General features: G+C 38.8%; 21 protein-coding genes. 8 read left to right on the forward strand and 13 right to left on the reverse strand.

Features of this window, described 5'->3' with window-relative positions:
* Window positions 1-7: 7 nt before the first annotated feature.
* Window positions 8-1,108: a ribosome biogenesis GTPase YqeH gene (gene yqeH, locus LCD32_RS11395; protein ID WP_007501357.1), complete on the reverse strand. Its 1,101-nt coding sequence runs from the start codon at window positions 1,106-1,108 to the stop codon at window positions 8-10.
* A 2-nt stretch (window positions 1,109-1,110) separates the two neighbouring features.
* A complete protein-coding gene (locus LCD32_RS11400; protein WP_206113966.1) occupies window positions 1,111-1,632 on the reverse strand; it encodes a YqeG family HAD IIIA-type phosphatase in 522 nt (173 codons plus the stop codon).
* Between the two features lie 362 nt (window positions 1,633-1,994).
* Between LCD32_RS11400 and LCD32_RS11405 the strand changes: the two genes are divergently transcribed.
* Window positions 1,995-2,135 (forward strand): sporulation histidine kinase inhibitor Sda, encoded by a 141-nt coding sequence (locus LCD32_RS11405; protein ID WP_003217327.1) that lies wholly within the window; start codon window positions 1,995-1,997, stop codon window positions 2,133-2,135.
* 136 nt (window positions 2,136-2,271) lie between these two features.
* On the opposite strand, the gene LCD32_RS11410 is transcribed toward LCD32_RS11405, so the two are convergent.
* From LCD32_RS11410 to LCD32_RS11425, 4 genes are all read right to left on the reverse strand, one after another.
* The gene (locus tag LCD32_RS11410) at window positions 2,272-2,421 is read right to left on the reverse strand and encodes a hypothetical protein (RefSeq protein WP_003217499.1); all 150 of its coding nucleotides are present in this window, start codon (window positions 2,419-2,421) and stop codon (window positions 2,272-2,274) included.
* A 78-nt stretch (window positions 2,422-2,499) separates the two neighbouring features.
* Window positions 2,500-3,228, reverse strand: coding sequence for an SGNH/GDSL hydrolase family protein (locus LCD32_RS11415; protein ID WP_224563799.1), 729 nt, complete (start codon window positions 3,226-3,228; stop codon window positions 2,500-2,502).
* A 71-nt stretch (window positions 3,229-3,299) separates the two neighbouring features.
* Window positions 3,300-4,040, reverse strand: coding sequence for a polysaccharide deacetylase family protein (locus tag LCD32_RS11420; protein ID WP_017358034.1), 741 nt, complete (start codon window positions 4,038-4,040; stop codon window positions 3,300-3,302).
* 167 nt (window positions 4,041-4,207) lie between these two features.
* Entirely contained in the window at window positions 4,208-5,329 is a 1,122-nt protein-coding gene (locus LCD32_RS11425) for a tetratricopeptide repeat protein (protein WP_007501361.1), read from the reverse strand.
* A gap of 231 nt (window positions 5,330-5,560) precedes the next feature.
* Here LCD32_RS11425 and sigK point away from each other — a divergent pair, with 231 nt between their 5' ends.
* Window positions 5,561-6,289 carry an RNA polymerase sporulation sigma factor SigK gene (gene sigK / locus LCD32_RS11430; protein WP_058014952.1) on the forward strand — a complete coding sequence of 243 codons (729 nt, stop codon included), beginning with the start codon at window positions 5,561-5,563 and terminating at the stop codon, window positions 6,287-6,289.
* A gap of 126 nt (window positions 6,290-6,415) precedes the next feature.
* On the opposite strand, the gene LCD32_RS11435 is transcribed toward sigK, so the two are convergent.
* From LCD32_RS11435 to LCD32_RS11445, 3 genes are all read right to left on the reverse strand, one after another.
* Entirely contained in the window at window positions 6,416-6,934 is a 519-nt protein-coding gene (locus LCD32_RS11435) for an Imm6 family immunity protein (RefSeq protein ID WP_224563802.1), read from the reverse strand.
* Between the two features lie 337 nt (window positions 6,935-7,271).
* Complete coding sequence (locus tag LCD32_RS11440) at window positions 7,272-7,688, reverse strand: Imm1 family immunity protein (RefSeq protein WP_181891355.1); 417 nt, start codon at window positions 7,686-7,688, stop codon at window positions 7,272-7,274.
* A gap of 32 nt (window positions 7,689-7,720) precedes the next feature.
* Window positions 7,721-8,146: an NUDIX hydrolase gene (locus LCD32_RS11445; RefSeq protein WP_224563805.1), complete on the reverse strand. Its 426-nt coding sequence runs from the start codon at window positions 8,144-8,146 to the stop codon at window positions 7,721-7,723.
* A 135-nt stretch (window positions 8,147-8,281) separates the two neighbouring features.
* Here LCD32_RS11445 and LCD32_RS19260 point away from each other — a divergent pair, with 135 nt between their 5' ends.
* Window positions 8,282-8,413 (forward strand): hypothetical protein, encoded by a 132-nt coding sequence (locus tag LCD32_RS19260; RefSeq protein ID WP_263485752.1) that lies wholly within the window; start codon window positions 8,282-8,284, stop codon window positions 8,411-8,413.
* A 47-nt stretch (window positions 8,414-8,460) separates the two neighbouring features.
* Here LCD32_RS19260 and LCD32_RS11450 read toward each other — a convergent pair whose 3' ends face one another.
* The 4 genes from LCD32_RS11450 to LCD32_RS11465 form a co-directional block, all read right to left on the reverse strand.
* On the reverse strand, window positions 8,461-8,652 hold the full coding sequence (locus LCD32_RS11450) for a hypothetical protein (RefSeq protein ID WP_017367648.1): 192 nt from the start codon (window positions 8,650-8,652) through the stop codon (window positions 8,461-8,463).
* Window positions 8,653-8,749: 97 nt separating this feature from the next.
* Window positions 8,750-10,162 (reverse strand): polysaccharide deacetylase family protein, encoded by a 1,413-nt coding sequence (locus tag LCD32_RS11455; RefSeq protein WP_224563807.1) that lies wholly within the window; start codon window positions 10,160-10,162, stop codon window positions 8,750-8,752.
* A 154-nt stretch (window positions 10,163-10,316) separates the two neighbouring features.
* Window positions 10,317-10,871 carry a hypothetical protein gene (locus LCD32_RS11460; RefSeq protein ID WP_060781210.1) on the reverse strand — a complete coding sequence of 185 codons (555 nt, stop codon included), beginning with the start codon at window positions 10,869-10,871 and terminating at the stop codon, window positions 10,317-10,319.
* Complete coding sequence (locus LCD32_RS11465; protein WP_263485753.1) at window positions 10,825-11,343, reverse strand: GNAT family N-acetyltransferase; 519 nt, start codon at window positions 11,341-11,343, stop codon at window positions 10,825-10,827. The genes LCD32_RS11460 and LCD32_RS11465 overlap by 47 nt, the downstream gene beginning before the upstream one ends.
* 372 nt (window positions 11,344-11,715) lie before the next feature.
* On the opposite strand from LCD32_RS11465, the gene LCD32_RS11470 reads away from it, so the two are divergent.
* The 5 genes from LCD32_RS11470 to LCD32_RS11490 all read left to right on the forward strand — a co-directional run bounded on the left by LCD32_RS11470 (window position 11,716) and on the right by LCD32_RS11490 (window position 15,610).
* Window positions 11,716-12,042: an uberolysin/carnocyclin family circular bacteriocin gene (locus LCD32_RS11470; protein ID WP_017358050.1), complete on the forward strand. Its 327-nt coding sequence runs from the start codon at window positions 11,716-11,718 to the stop codon at window positions 12,040-12,042.
* Between the two features lie 299 nt (window positions 12,043-12,341).
* Window positions 12,342-13,880: a hypothetical protein gene (locus tag LCD32_RS11475; RefSeq protein WP_224563812.1), complete on the forward strand. Its 1,539-nt coding sequence runs from the start codon at window positions 12,342-12,344 to the stop codon at window positions 13,878-13,880.
* A gap of 1 nt (window position 13,881) precedes the next feature.
* Entirely contained in the window at window positions 13,882-14,382 is a 501-nt protein-coding gene (locus LCD32_RS11480) for a stage II sporulation protein M (RefSeq protein WP_019743196.1), read from the forward strand.
* A 21-nt stretch (window positions 14,383-14,403) separates the two neighbouring features.
* Window positions 14,404-14,949 (forward strand): hypothetical protein, encoded by a 546-nt coding sequence (locus LCD32_RS11485; RefSeq protein WP_035390894.1) that lies wholly within the window; start codon window positions 14,404-14,406, stop codon window positions 14,947-14,949.
* Window positions 14,942-15,610: an ABC transporter ATP-binding protein gene (locus LCD32_RS11490; RefSeq protein ID WP_060781212.1), complete on the forward strand. Its 669-nt coding sequence runs from the start codon at window positions 14,942-14,944 to the stop codon at window positions 15,608-15,610. The genes LCD32_RS11485 and LCD32_RS11490 overlap by 8 nt, the downstream gene beginning before the upstream one ends.
* The last annotated feature ends 2 nt before the right edge of the window (window positions 15,611-15,612 follow it).

Raw genomic sequence — 15,612 nt, forward strand, 5'->3', positions numbered from 1 at the left:
TGAACATTTAAATTAACGAACGTCTCATAAACACGTGCACGCCTTTTGGCGCATACACTTTGATTTGTTTTCCAGCATCATTCGCAGTCACCCAGCCCAATCCTGAAAAGACAATGTCCATTTTTGGCTGATCTATGGTGAAAGTGTGCGGAACGAGCGGCGGGAAATCTTCCATCCCCTCTTTTGATGGCGGTGAAAGCAGCTCACCTGCATGCTTTTCATATAAGTCATCTGCATTCTCCATCTTCGTTCTGTGAATGTTGAGTTCATTTGGCATGTAGCAGACAAAGGATGTTCTGCCGCCTTTTACATAATCAAATCGTGCCAGTCCGCCAAAGTAAAGCGTTTGAGCTTCATTTAACTGGAACGTTCTCGGTTTCAATTCTTTTTTCGGCGTTAAAATCTTTAAGTCATTTTTGCCGACATAGTGCGCCATTTGATGGCGGTTGATGATACCCGGTGTATCGAATAAAGCAGACCCGTCATCAAGCGGGATTTCAATCGCATCAAGTGTTGTCCCTGGGTATTGGGATGTGGTGATCACATTCTCTTCTCCAGACACCTCTTTGATAATGCGATTAATAAATGTTGATTTCCCAACATTTGTACAGCCGACAACATAGACATTTCTGCCCTCACGGTAATGATCAATTGCCTCCATGACCTCAGGCACACCTTGTCCTCTGCTCGCACTGATTAAAAACACATCGATCGGATTGAGCCCATTTTCTTTTGCTTCCCGCTTCATCCATTGAACAAGACGGTCTTTTTTCACGGATTTCGGTAAAATATCTACCTTGTTGCCGACAAGTAAAATGGGATTACCACCAACAATACGGCTCAGTCCATTAATCCAGCTTCCGTTAAAGTCAAAAATATCAACGACCTTGACGATCAGAGAATCAGTCTCGCCAATGCTGTGTAAAATATTTAAAAAGTCGTCTTCTGTTAAAGACACATCCTGAATTTCATTGTAGTTCTTTAACCTAAAACAGCGCTGACAGATCACATCTTCTTTCAATAGAGATGCTGCCGGCGCATATCCTAATTGATCTTTATCTTCCGTCTGAATGGCTACACCGCAGCCAATACAAACAACCTTTTCCATTATTACTCTTCCTCCCACTGAATGTGGCCCTTACGCTTTAAGGCTCCTAAAATTCTGCGTTCAATCTGCCTGTTAAACTTCGTGAAAAATCCGTCCGATGCCGCAACAGGTACAACCAAAATGGTATGGAAGCCATGCCTGTTTCCGCCAAGCACATCTGTCATAAGCTGATCGCCAATGACAACCACATCTTCTTTCTTCAATTGCATATCAGCGACGGCCTTATTAAAGGCTCTTCCCATCGGTTTTCTCGCTTTATAAATAAACGGGATATGAACCGGCTCAGAAAAAAGCTTGACCCTTTTTTCATTATTGTTCGATACAATCGTCACCTGTATCCCTTGATCTTTCATCTCTTGAAACCATTCAATTAAACGCGGGGTCGCACTTGGACGATCCCATTCTACTAGTGTGTTATCTAAATCCGTAATAATTCCTTTTACATTTCGTTCTTTTAGTTTTTGCGGCGAAATGTGGAAAATACTTTTCACAAATTCATCCGGTAAGAAATACTTCTTTAGCACAATTTGCACCCTTTCTTCCATTGGTTTTTCAGCGATTGTGTCGAATCAAATCACAATTTGTCTGTCTATCGAATACAATGAAAAAGTTTTCGACATATGATGAGGACCTTCAACAGGTGTGGATAATTTTACACACATTATCCACCTATATTTCATCACGCTTTCATTCAATTATAAACACTCTACCCACAAGTTATCCACTTAACCATGTGGATAACAGAACGATTGTTCTTGTTTCCCATTCATGGTAGATTAAAGGTACTTCAAAGACATTCGATCAACCTATGATGATATGTCTTTTCCTCAAGTTTTATGCCAACTTTTTCAGGGGAGGTGTTTTTCCCATCATATGGGTTTCTAGTATGAAAAAGCTGTCAGATGATTTACTTATAGAATCGTATTATAAAGCAAATGAAATGAACTTAAATCGCGACTTCATTGAATTAATTGAGACAGAAATGAAAAGACGTTCGCTCGGGCATATGCTCTCTGTTTCCTCTTAATTCCATATATCCAGGAACCATGCCTCCCGAGCACTCTCCTTTTTTAAACTCAGGTGACTGATATTATATCACTTGCGCTATAGGCTTACTACTATTTTCCGTAAAAAACACCCCTTCTGATCAAAGAAGAGGTGTCTTATTTGCAAGGCTGTTCATTCCAAAACCATAACCCTCCACCTACGACCAAAATAACGACAAGGAACACAACAAGAAAAGCGTAACCGATTCCTGCTCCTTGAGCTGGATAAGGTGAACACGCAGGGTAAGGATAAGGACATCCCCACATATCAGTTACCTCCTTCTAGGAAGATATACTGTTAGACTATGCAAGATGGATCGTCTTGTTTAGGCTGATGGCCTGCATTTAAAAATGTTTAATGACATCACGCTCTTTGATTTCGTTATAAATGATTCTTGCCCCTTTTGGTGTCATATGATTGCCAGAAGGGTCAATGAGGCCAGACTGAATCAAGGCGTTGTCACTATCTTCACCCGCTTCTCGGATGAACGCTTTCCAATTGTCGACAAGCGGCACTTGCTGTTTTTCAGCTACTTGTCTTGTGATGTCATTGTATGAGTTTTGCCAAGCTCTCGCCCCGCCTCTCTCAGCAAAATAAGATGACTTATATCTAGAATAATAATACAAGCCCTTTTTGCCTCCTTCCACCACAGGCACGCACGTCATGAGGATCGGGGTAATTCCCTCTTTCCTACTTTCAGAAATGAAGTAGGATAAGTTTTCTTTAAATCGTTTTTTGGTCACACGGGGATGTTTCCCGTCTAGAATCGCCGCATCATTTGTACCGAACATGATGAGGACGTAAGTTGGTTTTTGTTTTAAAATATCCTGCTCAAAGCGAAGCTTCGCATCTTCTGTTGTCTGCCCGCCAATCCCGGCATTCTGTACCTTGATTTGGCCGCGCTCGACGTTTTTCATGAGATTCACCCATTTTTCAGATGTGGGATAATCTCGGAAATCCCAGTTCGATCCTCTTGTGTTACTGTCACCAAATGCAATGACACTTTCCTGCGCCTGCTTCGAGCACCCAGCCGCAACACATATCAGGATGAAAAGGAAAACAAATTTCTTCACAACATTCACCTCCAAAAGCCCTCTTCATATAGTAAACGACAAGACTTTTGGTTTCAATGAATGACTGTTTCTTATTGTAATTGAACCGGCAGATAATCTCTGTCATGGTGCAGCAGTTCGCTCACTTTCACAAACTCATAGCCTCTTTTCTTTAGTTCAGGTACGACTTGTTTCAGCGCTTCTACTGTCTGCTTACGATTTCCTCCGCCATCATGTAAAAGGATGATATCACCGCCCTGAATATTCTCAATAATACGGCTGGCAATTTTGTGAGCACCTGGCCTTGACCAGTCCTTCGGATCTTGCGTAAAGGACCACATTACGACATCGTATCCTTGCTTAGAAAGAATGCGGAATGACTTCATTGTCAAGCGCCCGCCCGGGGGACGAAATAATAAGGGTCCGCCAGGCTGGAGAGAAGCGATATGAGCCGCTGATTCTTTTAATTCTTGCTTGATTTCTTTCGATGACAAAAGGTCAAAATACGTATGGTTCATCGTGTGATTGCCAAGCTCATTTCCTTCGCTCACAATCCGCTCTGCGAGCAGGGGATATGCATGAATACGGCTCCCGATGACAAAAAAGCTGGCATTCACTTCATGCTCTCTCAGTACATCTAGTATTTGATTTGTGTATACCGGATGAGGTCCATCATCAAAGGTTAACGCAATCTTTTTCCGTTCCTCTCTCATGTCCCAAAAGGCTCGTCCCGTTTTTTCTAGGTCGATTCTTTTTAATGTACGCGCCTCTATGTTACCAGGAACAAAAGCGCATATTACCAATATACATAACAAGATATGCAACCCTTTCATCAGACCGCCTCCACAGAACATCATTACACATTAAATTGCCCGCTTTCTGATGAATTCATTCAAGTTTCGTGATCGTCTACGCTTCTTTTTCACATAAAAAAAAGCCGGCCCATCAGGCCCGCTTTTTGTCTCACGTTTGGTTTCTCTCTTCAACTGTCGAACGTTGCTTAGAATTCATACAGACACTCTCCTTCTTGGATTTGATTTTGAGCCCATAGCAATTTTTGATAATACTGGTTGGACTTCTGGTATTGTTGAGAGGTTTCTAAGGCTGTCGCAATTTCTAGTGAGATATCCTCTATATAAGAGTATAGGCTAAGTTTTTCCAAATAATCAATGGTTTTTTGCAGTTGTTCTTCATTGATTTCCTGAACATATAAAGCATCCAGATACTCAAACATATGACAGAACAGCTGGTCTTCATGCTTCTTTGCGGCCAATTTCCCATCCTCTAATATGCGCCTTGCTTCAGTCTGCTCATTTTGTCTAAAAAGCAGCTTTGCCAGTGTATAAAGTGTATGAGGCAGCGTGGGAAGCAGCTCTTTTTTGGCGAGGTCAGCCGATTCGGTTAAATATCGTTCTGCTTCTTCTCGATAACCTAACTCCCCATAACATTTCCCTAAATTATAGAGTGCTGAGCTATAAATGCGCGGGTGATCAATTTCGGATGCGAGTTGTTTCGCCTTTTTCAAGTGAGGCAGTGCTCGATCTTTACGTTTTAAATCTTGATAATTTCCCGAGATGACAAAGAGGCACTGAATAATGCGAATGGAATATGCATCATGCTGATCGTATATTTCAAGCGCTTTTAAAATATGGTGCATGGAGACATGCGTTTGTTTCATTATATAGTAGGCTTCTGCTACTTTAAAATGAAACTCGGCCTGCTCAATATCATCAAATACCATAGACAGCTGTTTTTCTGCCATACGATAATATTTAACAGCCTCCAAATATTCTTTTTGACTAAACTCATGCATGCCACGAAAAAATGCATGGTAATAATGCAGCATATCAGATAACTCATGATTGGAATTTTCGATTTTATCGACAAGGTTAGATACTGAGAAAGGTTGATATTTTGAAGGGTGTATATAGTCGAGCATAATTTGGTGCCGAAAACACATGAGCTGATAATAAATCAGTAAATGCTGGTCCTCTTCCATACGTTCAATTTCCGCTTCTACTTCCGCTTTCAAGATTTCCGCATCTGGAACACTGAACTGCCGTATCATTCGATACCATTCATTAATTTTCATACCGACATGTGAAGAAAGAACCTTCCCCATGTTCCGAAAAAACCCCTTCCTTTTCGGTCTAATATTACATATTTTAGCACGCTTCTAGACCGCCAAGCACCGCAAAGAAACCGCAAACATATGAGAGGTGCAGCAAAAACATACGCACAGAAGCACGTTTCTTTCAAATAAGATGATTTTTTCATCGTACAGACACAGACAATCCTTCCTTCACATACATTTGAGGATATAGGCAGCGGCCTAAACATGGTGGAGGTGAAAATCGTGGCAGGAGTATTTACAGCGATGGGATTGATGGTCAAAGAATTGGTGTTTTTAGTGTCCTATGTCAAAAACAATGCCTTTCCACAACCCCTTTCGGGAGATGATGAAAAAAAATACTTAGCCCTTATGGCAGAGGGCGATGAACACGCAAGAAACATGCTGATTGAACATAACCTTCGGCTCGTCGCCCATATTGTCAAGAAATTTGAAAATACCGGGGAAGACGCTGAAGACCTCATCTCCATCGGAACGATCGGACTCATTAAAGCCATCGAAAGCTATTCCTCTGGAAAAGGAACAAAGCTGGCAACATATGCTGCGCGGTGTATTGAGAACGAAATCCTTATGCATTTACGCGCACTCAAAAAAACAAAAAAGGACGTCTCTCTGCATGACCCCATCGGTCAAGATAAAGAAGGCAACGAAATTTCATTAATTGACGTCTTAAAATCAGAAAATGAAGACGTGATTGATACCATTCAGCTCAACATGGAGCTTGAAAAAGTAAAAGAATATATCGACATTCTCGACGGCCGGGAAAAAGAAGTGATCGTTGGCCGGTTCGGCCTTGATTTAAAGAAAGAAAAAACGCAGCGGGAAATAGCCAAGGAGCTCGGAATATCGCGGAGCTATGTGTCTCGGATAGAGAAACGCGCACTGATGAAGATGTTTCATGAGTTTTACCGGGCGGAAAAGGAGAAACGGAAGCGGGAAAAGGGGAAGTGATTTGAATTTTGTAAAAGAATCCTTCTTGTTAGTGGATAAAAAAACAGACCATATGAGGTCTGTTTTTTATTTTATCTCTAAGCTAATGTCTTTCTGTATTACTTATTAAAAATAGCCGTATTCTATTTAATCGCCTAATGGGAGATCCTCTTTGTTGATTAAATATAACTTGTTATTATCTTGATATTTGCTAGGATAATGACCAATTAGATACTTCGTTAGGATTTTCAGTTCAGCTATATCAATCATTTTTGATTCTATAGCATTTTCCCAAAGTGTGTCCAATGTTTCATCATCTATTATCTCTAGCACTTGCGGAACAAATTTTTTATTTTCTCGTTTATACGCTTGATAAGCTGTATAAGAAACTGCATCTAATACTGAATACCAGCCATATTGTTTTTGTTCATCTTTTTCTTTATTTGCAAACTCCGCTACATCCATATAATCTTCACTATCTATGTAGTTACATAAATCATCTGCACTTAACTCTTTACCAGAAAGCCATTTCCAGCAATCTTCTAGAGCTTTTTCTCCTATGTGGTAACCATCATCTTCTTTATCTATGAATGCATACATTTTTTCGGCTATTGCTAAGCCTAGTGCAACTTTAGCTTCTTCACTAATGTCATTTATAAAATCCATTCTATAGCCTCTTTTCTATTTTTTTATTTTAACGACATTTTCTGTAACACCATTTTTAACATCAAAAGATAAAGTATCTCTTGGGTACGGGACACTTGGATCTCGTTCTGATGTTACTTTTATTTTCAATTCAGGATAGTGATCTGTCAGTTGCTTGAATATTCCTCTTTCCTCACTTGGAACTTGATCAAACAAACCTTTTGTACATTTCCTATCTAAACTCTAAAAAAACACGCCTTCATAATCAAAACCATGTTCATCATACCCTACATGTAAATGCATAGTTTCATCTAAGTTATGTAACTTCTCATATGTACTCACTTTCATCTTGCTCCCTCTAACTTTTCTTATCATACTGAAAATCAATATCCCTCAACTCTACCCATTCAACAAGGTCAGGAACTGTTTTTGTCGTCAAAAAATGGTGAACGATTTGATAAGCTTGATCCCGATTGATGTAGCTACATGACGGCACATACAATGGGGCGCCTGCGACCAAATGCTCGATCGTTTCAATTTTTTCTCCCTTTTTAAAAGGGACCAAAAAATTTGGATATCTCATGATCAAGAACCCATACGGTTCCGTATAAAAGAAAACTAGACTTTCACTTTCCCAATCTTCTTCTATCTCAATGGAAGATTCACCGTTTCCTTGTTTCCAATACTCTTCACCCTCCTGAAAAAAAATTCTTTTCATGAATTCTTCTCCCGGATTTTCTACTGGAGCTCCTGTGGGGCCGTAGTATAAAAACATCCATATCTCTCCTTCATACCTATATCAACTTGTTAACCAACTGTTCTATTTCCTTCAAATTGATAAAAAGCTTGTGAGTCTTCGTTTAATTTTAATAAGTTATATAACTTTGGGTTTAACTTTTGAAAGTTTTGCTTGCTGACCCATTTTACTTCTTCAATATCATGATCTGGATCGAGAATATCTATTTGCCCTCCGGTGATTTCAGCAAAGAAGGTGATTATCAGAGCATGATGCTTTTTGTCTTGAAAGACTGCTTCTCGAACCGAATGAATTTCATTTACTTTGCAAACATACCCTGTCTCTTCATTCACCTCGCGTATCACGGCTTGATGCAGGTGTTCGCCTTTTTCTACAGCCCCACCAGGCAGTTCCCAATATCCCTTTACATTTTTAACTGCTAAAATATTTTCTTCCGCATCGTAAATAATAGCTGATACTACATCTACTCGTTTCAAATATATCTACCTCCTTCGCTCTTTGTTTACATCAATTGTCGAATAAATAGCACGAACTGTTCATTTCAATACATTCATTATACGGTATCCTTGATACATTCAAAAAGAAGCATTCAGCAGATTGGATGCCCCAGCATGTGGATCACCATCATTTTACTGATTGTCCTCATTTGGTTTACTTGGAGTATCGTTTCGTTATTAAGACACATGAAAGAATCAAATGAGAAAAATATACAACTGTTAGAACATCAAAAACCGCAAAAATAAAAACCTCACTCTTTTAGAGAGAGGTTTCTTAGCGTACGCAAGTATTCTTACCGTTTCTCATGAAACAACATATTTCTGATTCGATGAATATAATGCAGCGCAATATGAACGAGACATAAAATAAGCCCGATCATCGCAAGTATATAGATGGGCAGCATCAAACCAGGTACATAGTTAACGATAAAACCCAAACTAAATGCTGTCAGCATATATAGGCTAATCAACCTCATGAATACCATCCGAAGCCCTCCCTTGCTACACTCACTTTAACATGATTTCCCTTTATTTCCATAATATGCTTTAAAAAATGCGAATCTACTAAGATTCGCATCATCATTACGTATTCAATTCACCTTTCTTCTCACGCGCTTCCTTCCACTGCTCAAGCTCAGATACCGTCAATAATTGATATCCCTGTTTTGTGAGTTCTTTGATAATCGTGACGGCTGCGTTTGCTGAGGTGTCATAGATGTCGTGCATTAAGACCGTTTCACCGCTAGATACATGGGCTAGAATGTAGTTCGCGACGTATTGGCTGTTTCGATATTTCCAGTCTTCAGGATCCACATCCCAAAGGGTCACTTTCATGTGAAGAGCTTCGTTGATTTGCCCGTTTGTCCCGCCATATGGCGGTCTAAAATGAGTCGGTGTGAACCCGCTCGCTTTTTCAATGATCTGTTGCGTGTCTTCTACTTGTTTGACCGCTTGTTTTAAAGGAAGTCTTGTGAGCAAAGGGTGGTTATAGGAGTGGTTTCCAATTTCATTTCCACCCTTTCTGATTTCACTTAACATATCGGGATAATACTGAACCCTGCTGCCTAATACAAAAAATGTAGCATGTCCTTTGTTCTCTTTTAATGCTGTTACAATTTTTGAGGTCGTTGATGGATTGGGCCCATCATCAAATGTGAGTGCAATGGCTTTTTGATTCGGATGAAATGTGGATGGTTTTGGCAATTTCACAATCTTTCTTGTTGGAATCGGTTCTTTTTTCTCGTTTTTGTTCAATTCTTTCTTAATATATTCAGGTTTTAATATTCCTTTCAGCAGTGTTTTCTTAATCGCTAACACTTGAGGGCCTTGATGATTTGGAGCGATTTGTCCTCTTGGAAAGTAGAATTCGATATAGCGATCCTTGATGGCAAAATACTGATAATTCTTCGCCACAGGAGACGTTCCCTGTTTGAGCAGCGACTGATTTTCAGCTAGCGTTCGATCTTTTTTTAATTCCTCAAAAGTCATATGAGATAATTTTTGAAGGTTGTCCTTCTTTGATAGAAAGATATCGTTGATTGATAAAAATGTCTGTTTCTTGAAATCAAAGTTCATCACCTTCGTTTGATTGACGCCTTGCTTTCCGCCCTTCACTTCATATGTATTGAATCTGATTGCGACGGTTTGCTTGGCATAATGAATGATCTCATAATCGATGTTTAACTCGTATCGTTTCTCTTCATTGACATCACTCGCTTGACTAAACGATGTTTTAAACTTTTCTAACGCGGTCTCTGCAAATCTTTTGATCTCCTGATCTAGTTTTTCTTGATGAAACAGCGGATAGTTGACAGCATATCTCATGAATTTCCCGTCATTCACAAGTGTGACAATTTCAACTTGTTTGTAGCTCGCATCTTGTTCTACTTTTTTTCTCTCTGTCCCGCTTGCTTGCTGATTATGATAAAATCCAGCGATTCCGATGACAATCGCAAGTCCGCATAGAACAAGAATGACTTTCCCTTTGATTGACACAATGATTCTCCTCTCGTGATGCCGTCCTGTCTAAATGGCGTGTGTTTGTAGGATAGACTTTTCGAAGCCCCTTTTTAGTTTGCAAAAAACACACTTGTCACATTTTCGACATATTTTACGAGAGACATATAAAAAGGGCTTGATTGCTCAGCCCTTATTTTTGCATATACAGTTGGAATAACTTTGTTTCTTCATCAATAGAGCGTGCCTGGTCAAAAGCTGCTCTGACTGTCTTTGAGTTGTTCACCAGCTCATACAGCATGGTGAGAACAAAAATAAATGACGCATTTCCATCAATGTAGTCATCGGGCGCTGTATAGGATATCGCCCCTGTTTCTAAAAAAGCTTCTGCCACCTTTTTTTCGCCTAGTGTACAGCCTGTACATATAATGTGGACTCCATTTAACGAAGCATACCGCTTTATGTCATCCGCATCAAAAGTAGCACCTCTCGGCTCACCCTCTTCGTATACATCTTCTCCTAACTCCGGGATGAGAAACGCTCCTTCTTCCCCGTGAAAGGATAAAAGAATGAAATCCGTCTCGCCTCTATTTCTCCCGGATAATACATCAATCAGGTCATTCGGTCTGCCTATCCAATGCATATCGACTTTTGCACCAAAGTTTTCAAGTGCTGCACGAAGCGCAAACGATTCCAGCTCACTATTTGGTCCGGCTGCCAATGTGATACGCATGACTGGCTGGCTCATTTATATCCCCTCCAAACGATGATAAACATAGCACCATTTTTTCCTCATCTACATAAGCACCATTTATTTTTAGTGCTTTTTCTTCTACCGCATACGACTTAAATCCAACAGACATGTAAAGATGTTTGGCTGGGTCATTTGTTGTGACCACGGTTAAATATATTTGTTCGATATCTTTTCTTTCGCGCGCAAAAGAAAGTACTTTTGTCAGGAGTGCCTTCCCCATTCCTTTTCCGCGCCCATTAGCCGTGACATACATCGCTATCACATTGGCACGGTGCTTTAATTTCTGCAAGGTTTCTTGTATGAGTGTAACCGAGCCGACCAGCTGACCTTGATGAAAGGCACCGAATGTCCACATAGATTGTGTAGAGGCAAAACGAGCCTTATATTTATTCTTCGTATCTAGCTTCTCTTCCTCGTAACTCATAGCAAAACTCTCTGGATTTAATCGGAGTGCTTCTAATCTCAAGTTCGCATATTCTTGAGCATCTTCTGGTGTTAACAATCGAATATTCAGAAAATCGTCTCCATCAGAATGAATTGATACTTCCAATTTTATCTTGAAAGGCGCTTTTGATCAAAGAATATTGGTTCATTTACATATAGCACATTTCTTATAGACTTTTAGGCTCTCTTTCGTTTTTGTGAAAACAAGGTCATTTTGATCATGTTCACTCGATATTTCCTATCCAAAACGATTCTTTTCTCACTTATCTTTTCACTTATTTTATATTAACCTATAACTAATTCATGAAAAAAAAGAAAAAAAAGGATTGATATGAACAAAAACATATCATAAGATAGAATAGTAATAAAAAGACAAAAAAGGGAGGAATTTGATATGACAGAAACAAGAAATGAAATCAAACTACATGTTCTTTTTGGTGCTTTAGCAGTAGGATTCCTTATGCTAGCTCTTTTTTCCTTCTCGCTACAAGTACTGCCAGTTGCTGATCTAGCAAAAGAATTTGGTATTCCAGGCAGTGTTGCCGCTGTGGTTCTTAATGTGGTTGAAGCGGGTGGAGCTGTCACTACAATTGTCTCCATTTTAACTGCTGTAGGTTCAGGCGGTCTTTCTCTTATTGCTGCGGCTGGTAAAGAGACAATTCGTCAATACCTTAAAAACGAAATTAAGAAAAAAGGCCGTAAAGCCGTTATCGCTTGGTAATTTATTTAACGACTCAATAGAAGGAGACTCTGTTCTCCTTCTATTTAAATTTTTGTGCAGGTGAGAAGATGTTATATCCTTTATTATCACTACTTCTATCCATTAGACTGGAGCAGCAGTATTCTAATATCGCTCAGTACGTTATACGAAAAATTCCATTTCTCAAGTCGTTTTCTTCAAAACAGTACATATTTTTTTCTTGTATTCTTGATATCATATTCGGATGCATGATTGTATTCGTGATATCTTCATTTCTTTACTCCCCCGTCTATCAAATAGAATGGGAAAGTGCTTTTGTGATGTTTTTATTTTTATTTTCTATCGTCAAAGGAATTGAATCTTATAGAAGAACTCATCTTCTTCCTTTTAAAGAATTGATACAGCTAGCACCTGTTTCCTCTAGACAACTTTTTCAAACGCTTCTGTTTTCAGAATTGATTTGGCTTGTGTTTACGAGTTTGAGCACTTATTTGATCTATTTTTTGTTTCAATATGATATTGTTCAAACACACGATCTGGCATTCTGGTTAAAACATGTCAATGTGATGCTGACAAGTATCTTCCTATTTATCATCAGCAATAAGATATTCGGTGCTTATATTTATAACATCGTCGTAAAAAAAATCGGGGCCATTCGTGTCCTCTTTTTTGCAAGCATCGCTTTGCTTTTTTTCTTTTTCGGAAGGGTTCTCATATTAAACATCATTTTCCCTTTTTATCACACCTTCCAGCAACTATTTCAATCGATCTCATCGCTTGCAGAGGATTCGTTTTGGATCACTCTTTCAAACAAGCTGATCTCTTTATATCAACATGATCTTCAGCAAATGCATCATGCTTTATTTTCAGATGGCTCTGTTTTTCTACAATTTCAAGCCCTTTTTAATTCACCTATTACATTGATTGTTGTGATACTAGGTAGTGCGCTTGTCATGAGAAGTCCTGTTCGATGGATTCCAACGGAAAAAGATCAAGACCAAAGCTCAAAGCATTTTCGGGATTTATTTTATTGGTACTTTCAAGTACTGCATAAAATTCAGGGTTCGCTGTTTAGACAAAATGCGTTGATTCAAAAAGACATCAAGCTGCTGAAAGAAAAAAGGTGGCTCTTATCTAAAGAATTTTTTAATTATATGTTCATGTCATATGAAGCCTTCTTTTATATTGGTGTTTTTACCGGATTGATCTCGATCATCGATCATCAAGCCTTGCAAATTCAGCTGCTATTCACACTCAATATTATGATACTAGCAAATCAATCTTATGAGATGAGAATGCTGACACCTTCTATTTTTGCTTTAAGTGCTGAAAAAAAGAACATTTGGCTTTACGAGCTTTCTCAAATATCTCTTTTGCAATTTTTCTTATCAAAAATCCAGTTATTTTATTGTTTATTTTCCATACCAGCACTCTGTTTACTATTCATTAATCTATCTATTATGACTGTGTATCAACTGTTTCATGTTCAGATGCTCATTCAACTGGTGGTATTAGGGATTGGCTTTTTCATTTTTCCTTTGATTCAGCTTTACCTGTTTCCATTCACAACGAAATTCAATTTTATTCATGAGCATGAAATAGGGACAACAAATGAGGAATTAGAGATCATCGATAAAGGTCAGGCATTTGCCAGAAACTTTCTTGTGCTGCCTTTTATGTACTATTTAATTTTGACCTCTTTTCTCCCTATATTGCAGCAATCCTCAGGGCTCGTAAACGTGCTGTTCGCTATATATTTTGTGATCGTTTCAGTGATTTGCTGGATATTATGCCGCAAGACCATTTATAAAGGAATTGAGTATGTTGAAAAAAATAAGATATTTTCTATCGGAGAATAGATTGATTCTACGTCTCGGCTATTTTTACGCCGGTGTATTTATTGCAGCTTTGCTCATTGGATGCCTCCTTCCTTATGATCAGATTCCTTATTTAAAAAAGGATGAAGACATGTTTTTTCTCTCTATTTTTTCAAATAATTTACAGGTTGGGCTTGCCATTCTAGGTATCGGGGCTTTTACTGGCGGCATTATGTCTGCTGGCATTCTTTTTTATAATGGCTATATCATCGGAAAACTCATTCAGTTTCTGATAGCCCATCATGAAGTGCCGCAGTTATTCACTGGCCTCATGCCGCATGCTTTTGTTGAGATTCTTGGTTTGATCCTCTTTTCAATCGTCAGTGCTTTTCCATTCATTTATCTTTACCGGTTTATGAAAGGTAAGGCCATTGATGTAAGAAAGCTGACTCGGACTGTGGTTCAGTTAATCTTTTCCGCTGTAGTGCTCTTGTTGATTGCCTCTCTTTTAGAGGAATATGTCAGCCATGTACATCTATCTTAGAAGAAAGGAGAATGTGGTTCTATGGAGCTACTTCTACGCCCTAAACAATTTTTCAATCAACATCAATCGATCAAAACCATTGTAGGTCTTGTCTTACTATCTTTATTTGTTTCGACTGTTTTTTTAACATTTTTTATCATTGATTTGTTAGTAGAGGAGCCTTTATCTGCTGGAAAACAATTAGCCAGCATTGTGTTTATCTTTTTACTGACAATCCCGCTTTATTTCATATTAAATTTTCTCGGTACTGTCGTGACTTCGATTTATATGTACTTTTTTCATAAAACGTTTATTTTGCGCAAAATGTATTTTGTCATCTTGCTTTATAATGCGTTGCTTCTATTAGTGAATAGCGCAGCAATCTATTGTGTGATGGTACTCGATTTAGATCATTATTTTATCTTCATCCAAGCGGTTTCTTTTTTGATCAACTTGTACCTTTTACGCATCCTATATGATGGGATCATTTATTATGCTGAAGGATCAAAAAAAGCCGCCCTTGCGACCGTCATCTTGTATATGCTGGTGACCACTGTTTTTGTTATTGGAGGATTTATCAATGGCTAGTTTGCAAGTGTCTCAGCTATCTTTTCGTTATGAAACAACTGAAGAAAGCTCACCCCTCCTTGATCAAGTATCTCTTCATCTGAAAGAAGGTGATCGTGCTTGTATTATCGGGAAAAACGGCAGCGGTAAATCGACACTTTTAAAGATCATCGCAGGTCTGCTTCCTTCAGTATCCGAAACGGTTTTACTCAACGAACAGCATCATCCTGGGTCAGCTCTTTATAAAGGGTTGGTCGCGTACATCCCAGATAAGCCTTTGGTTTATGATGCGCTGACTGGTATCGAGCATATGAATCTTATACAGTCGCTATGGAAAATGAATCAGTCAGAAAAAGAGGTATACAAAAAGACCTTTCTCTCGCTTTGTGATGCATTTGATTTAACTCATGCACTTAAGATGCCTGTCAAACAATATTCACTAGGTATGAGATATAAGCTTTTCTTTAATTGTATGGCGGCCAGATCACCAGAACTAATCATTCTTGATGAACCTTTTACATCTCTTGATGAGGCATCTCAAATGCAGTCTATTTCTTTATTAAAAGAAGAATTCTCTGATCAATGTGTTTTATTTACAAGCCATCAGCACTACCTTTATTCAGAATTAGGAAATCGTTTTTTCGGGCTTGATCATGGACAACTAAATGAAATAGAGCGTTAAAC

This window comes from Bacillus sp. RSS_NA_20 (assembly GCF_020165915.1).
GTDB lineage: Bacteria > Bacillota > Bacilli > Bacillales > Bacillaceae > Bacillus > Bacillus altitudinis.

Bases quoted from the DNA above. Each gene is read 5' to 3' on its own strand.
- LCD32_RS11410 (WP_003217499.1), bottom strand. From the start codon at position 2,421: ATGTGGGGATGTCCTTATCCTTACCCTGCGTGTTCACCTTATCCAGCT.
- LCD32_RS11440 (WP_181891355.1), bottom strand. From the start codon at position 7,688: ATGTTTTTATACTACGGCCCCACAGGAGCTCCAGTAGAAAATCCGGGA.
- LCD32_RS11450 (WP_017367648.1), bottom strand. From the start codon at position 8,652: ATGGTATTCATGAGGTTGATTAGCCTATATATGCTGACAGCATTTAGT.
- LCD32_RS11460 (WP_060781210.1), bottom strand. From the start codon at position 10,871: ATGAGCCAGCCAGTCATGCGTATCACATTGGCAGCCGGACCAAATAGT.
- LCD32_RS11420 (WP_017358034.1), bottom strand. From the start codon at position 4,040: ATGAAAGGGTTGCATATCTTGTTATGTATATTGGTAATATGCGCTTTT.
- LCD32_RS11485 (WP_035390894.1), top strand. From the start codon at position 14,404: ATGGAGCTACTTCTACGCCCTAAACAATTTTTCAATCAACATCAATCG.
- LCD32_RS11435 (WP_224563802.1), bottom strand. From the start codon at position 6,934: ATGGATTTTATAAATGACATTAGTGAAGAAGCTAAAGTTGCACTAGGC.
- LCD32_RS11425 (WP_007501361.1), bottom strand. From the start codon at position 5,329: ATGGGGAAGGTTCTTTCTTCACATGTCGGTATGAAAATTAATGAATGG.
- LCD32_RS11405 (WP_003217327.1), top strand. From the start codon at position 1,995: ATGAAAAAGCTGTCAGATGATTTACTTATAGAATCGTATTATAAAGCA.
- LCD32_RS11490 (WP_060781212.1), top strand. From the start codon at position 14,942: ATGGCTAGTTTGCAAGTGTCTCAGCTATCTTTTCGTTATGAAACAACT.
- yqeH (WP_007501357.1), bottom strand. From the start codon at position 1,108: ATGGAAAAGGTTGTTTGTATTGGCTGCGGTGTAGCCATTCAGACGGAA.
- LCD32_RS11470 (WP_017358050.1), top strand. From the start codon at position 11,716: ATGACAGAAACAAGAAATGAAATCAAACTACATGTTCTTTTTGGTGCT.
- LCD32_RS11475 (WP_224563812.1), top strand. From the start codon at position 12,342: ATGTTTTTATTTTTATTTTCTATCGTCAAAGGAATTGAATCTTATAGA.
- LCD32_RS19260 (WP_263485752.1), top strand. From the start codon at position 8,282: ATGTGGATCACCATCATTTTACTGATTGTCCTCATTTGGTTTACTTGG.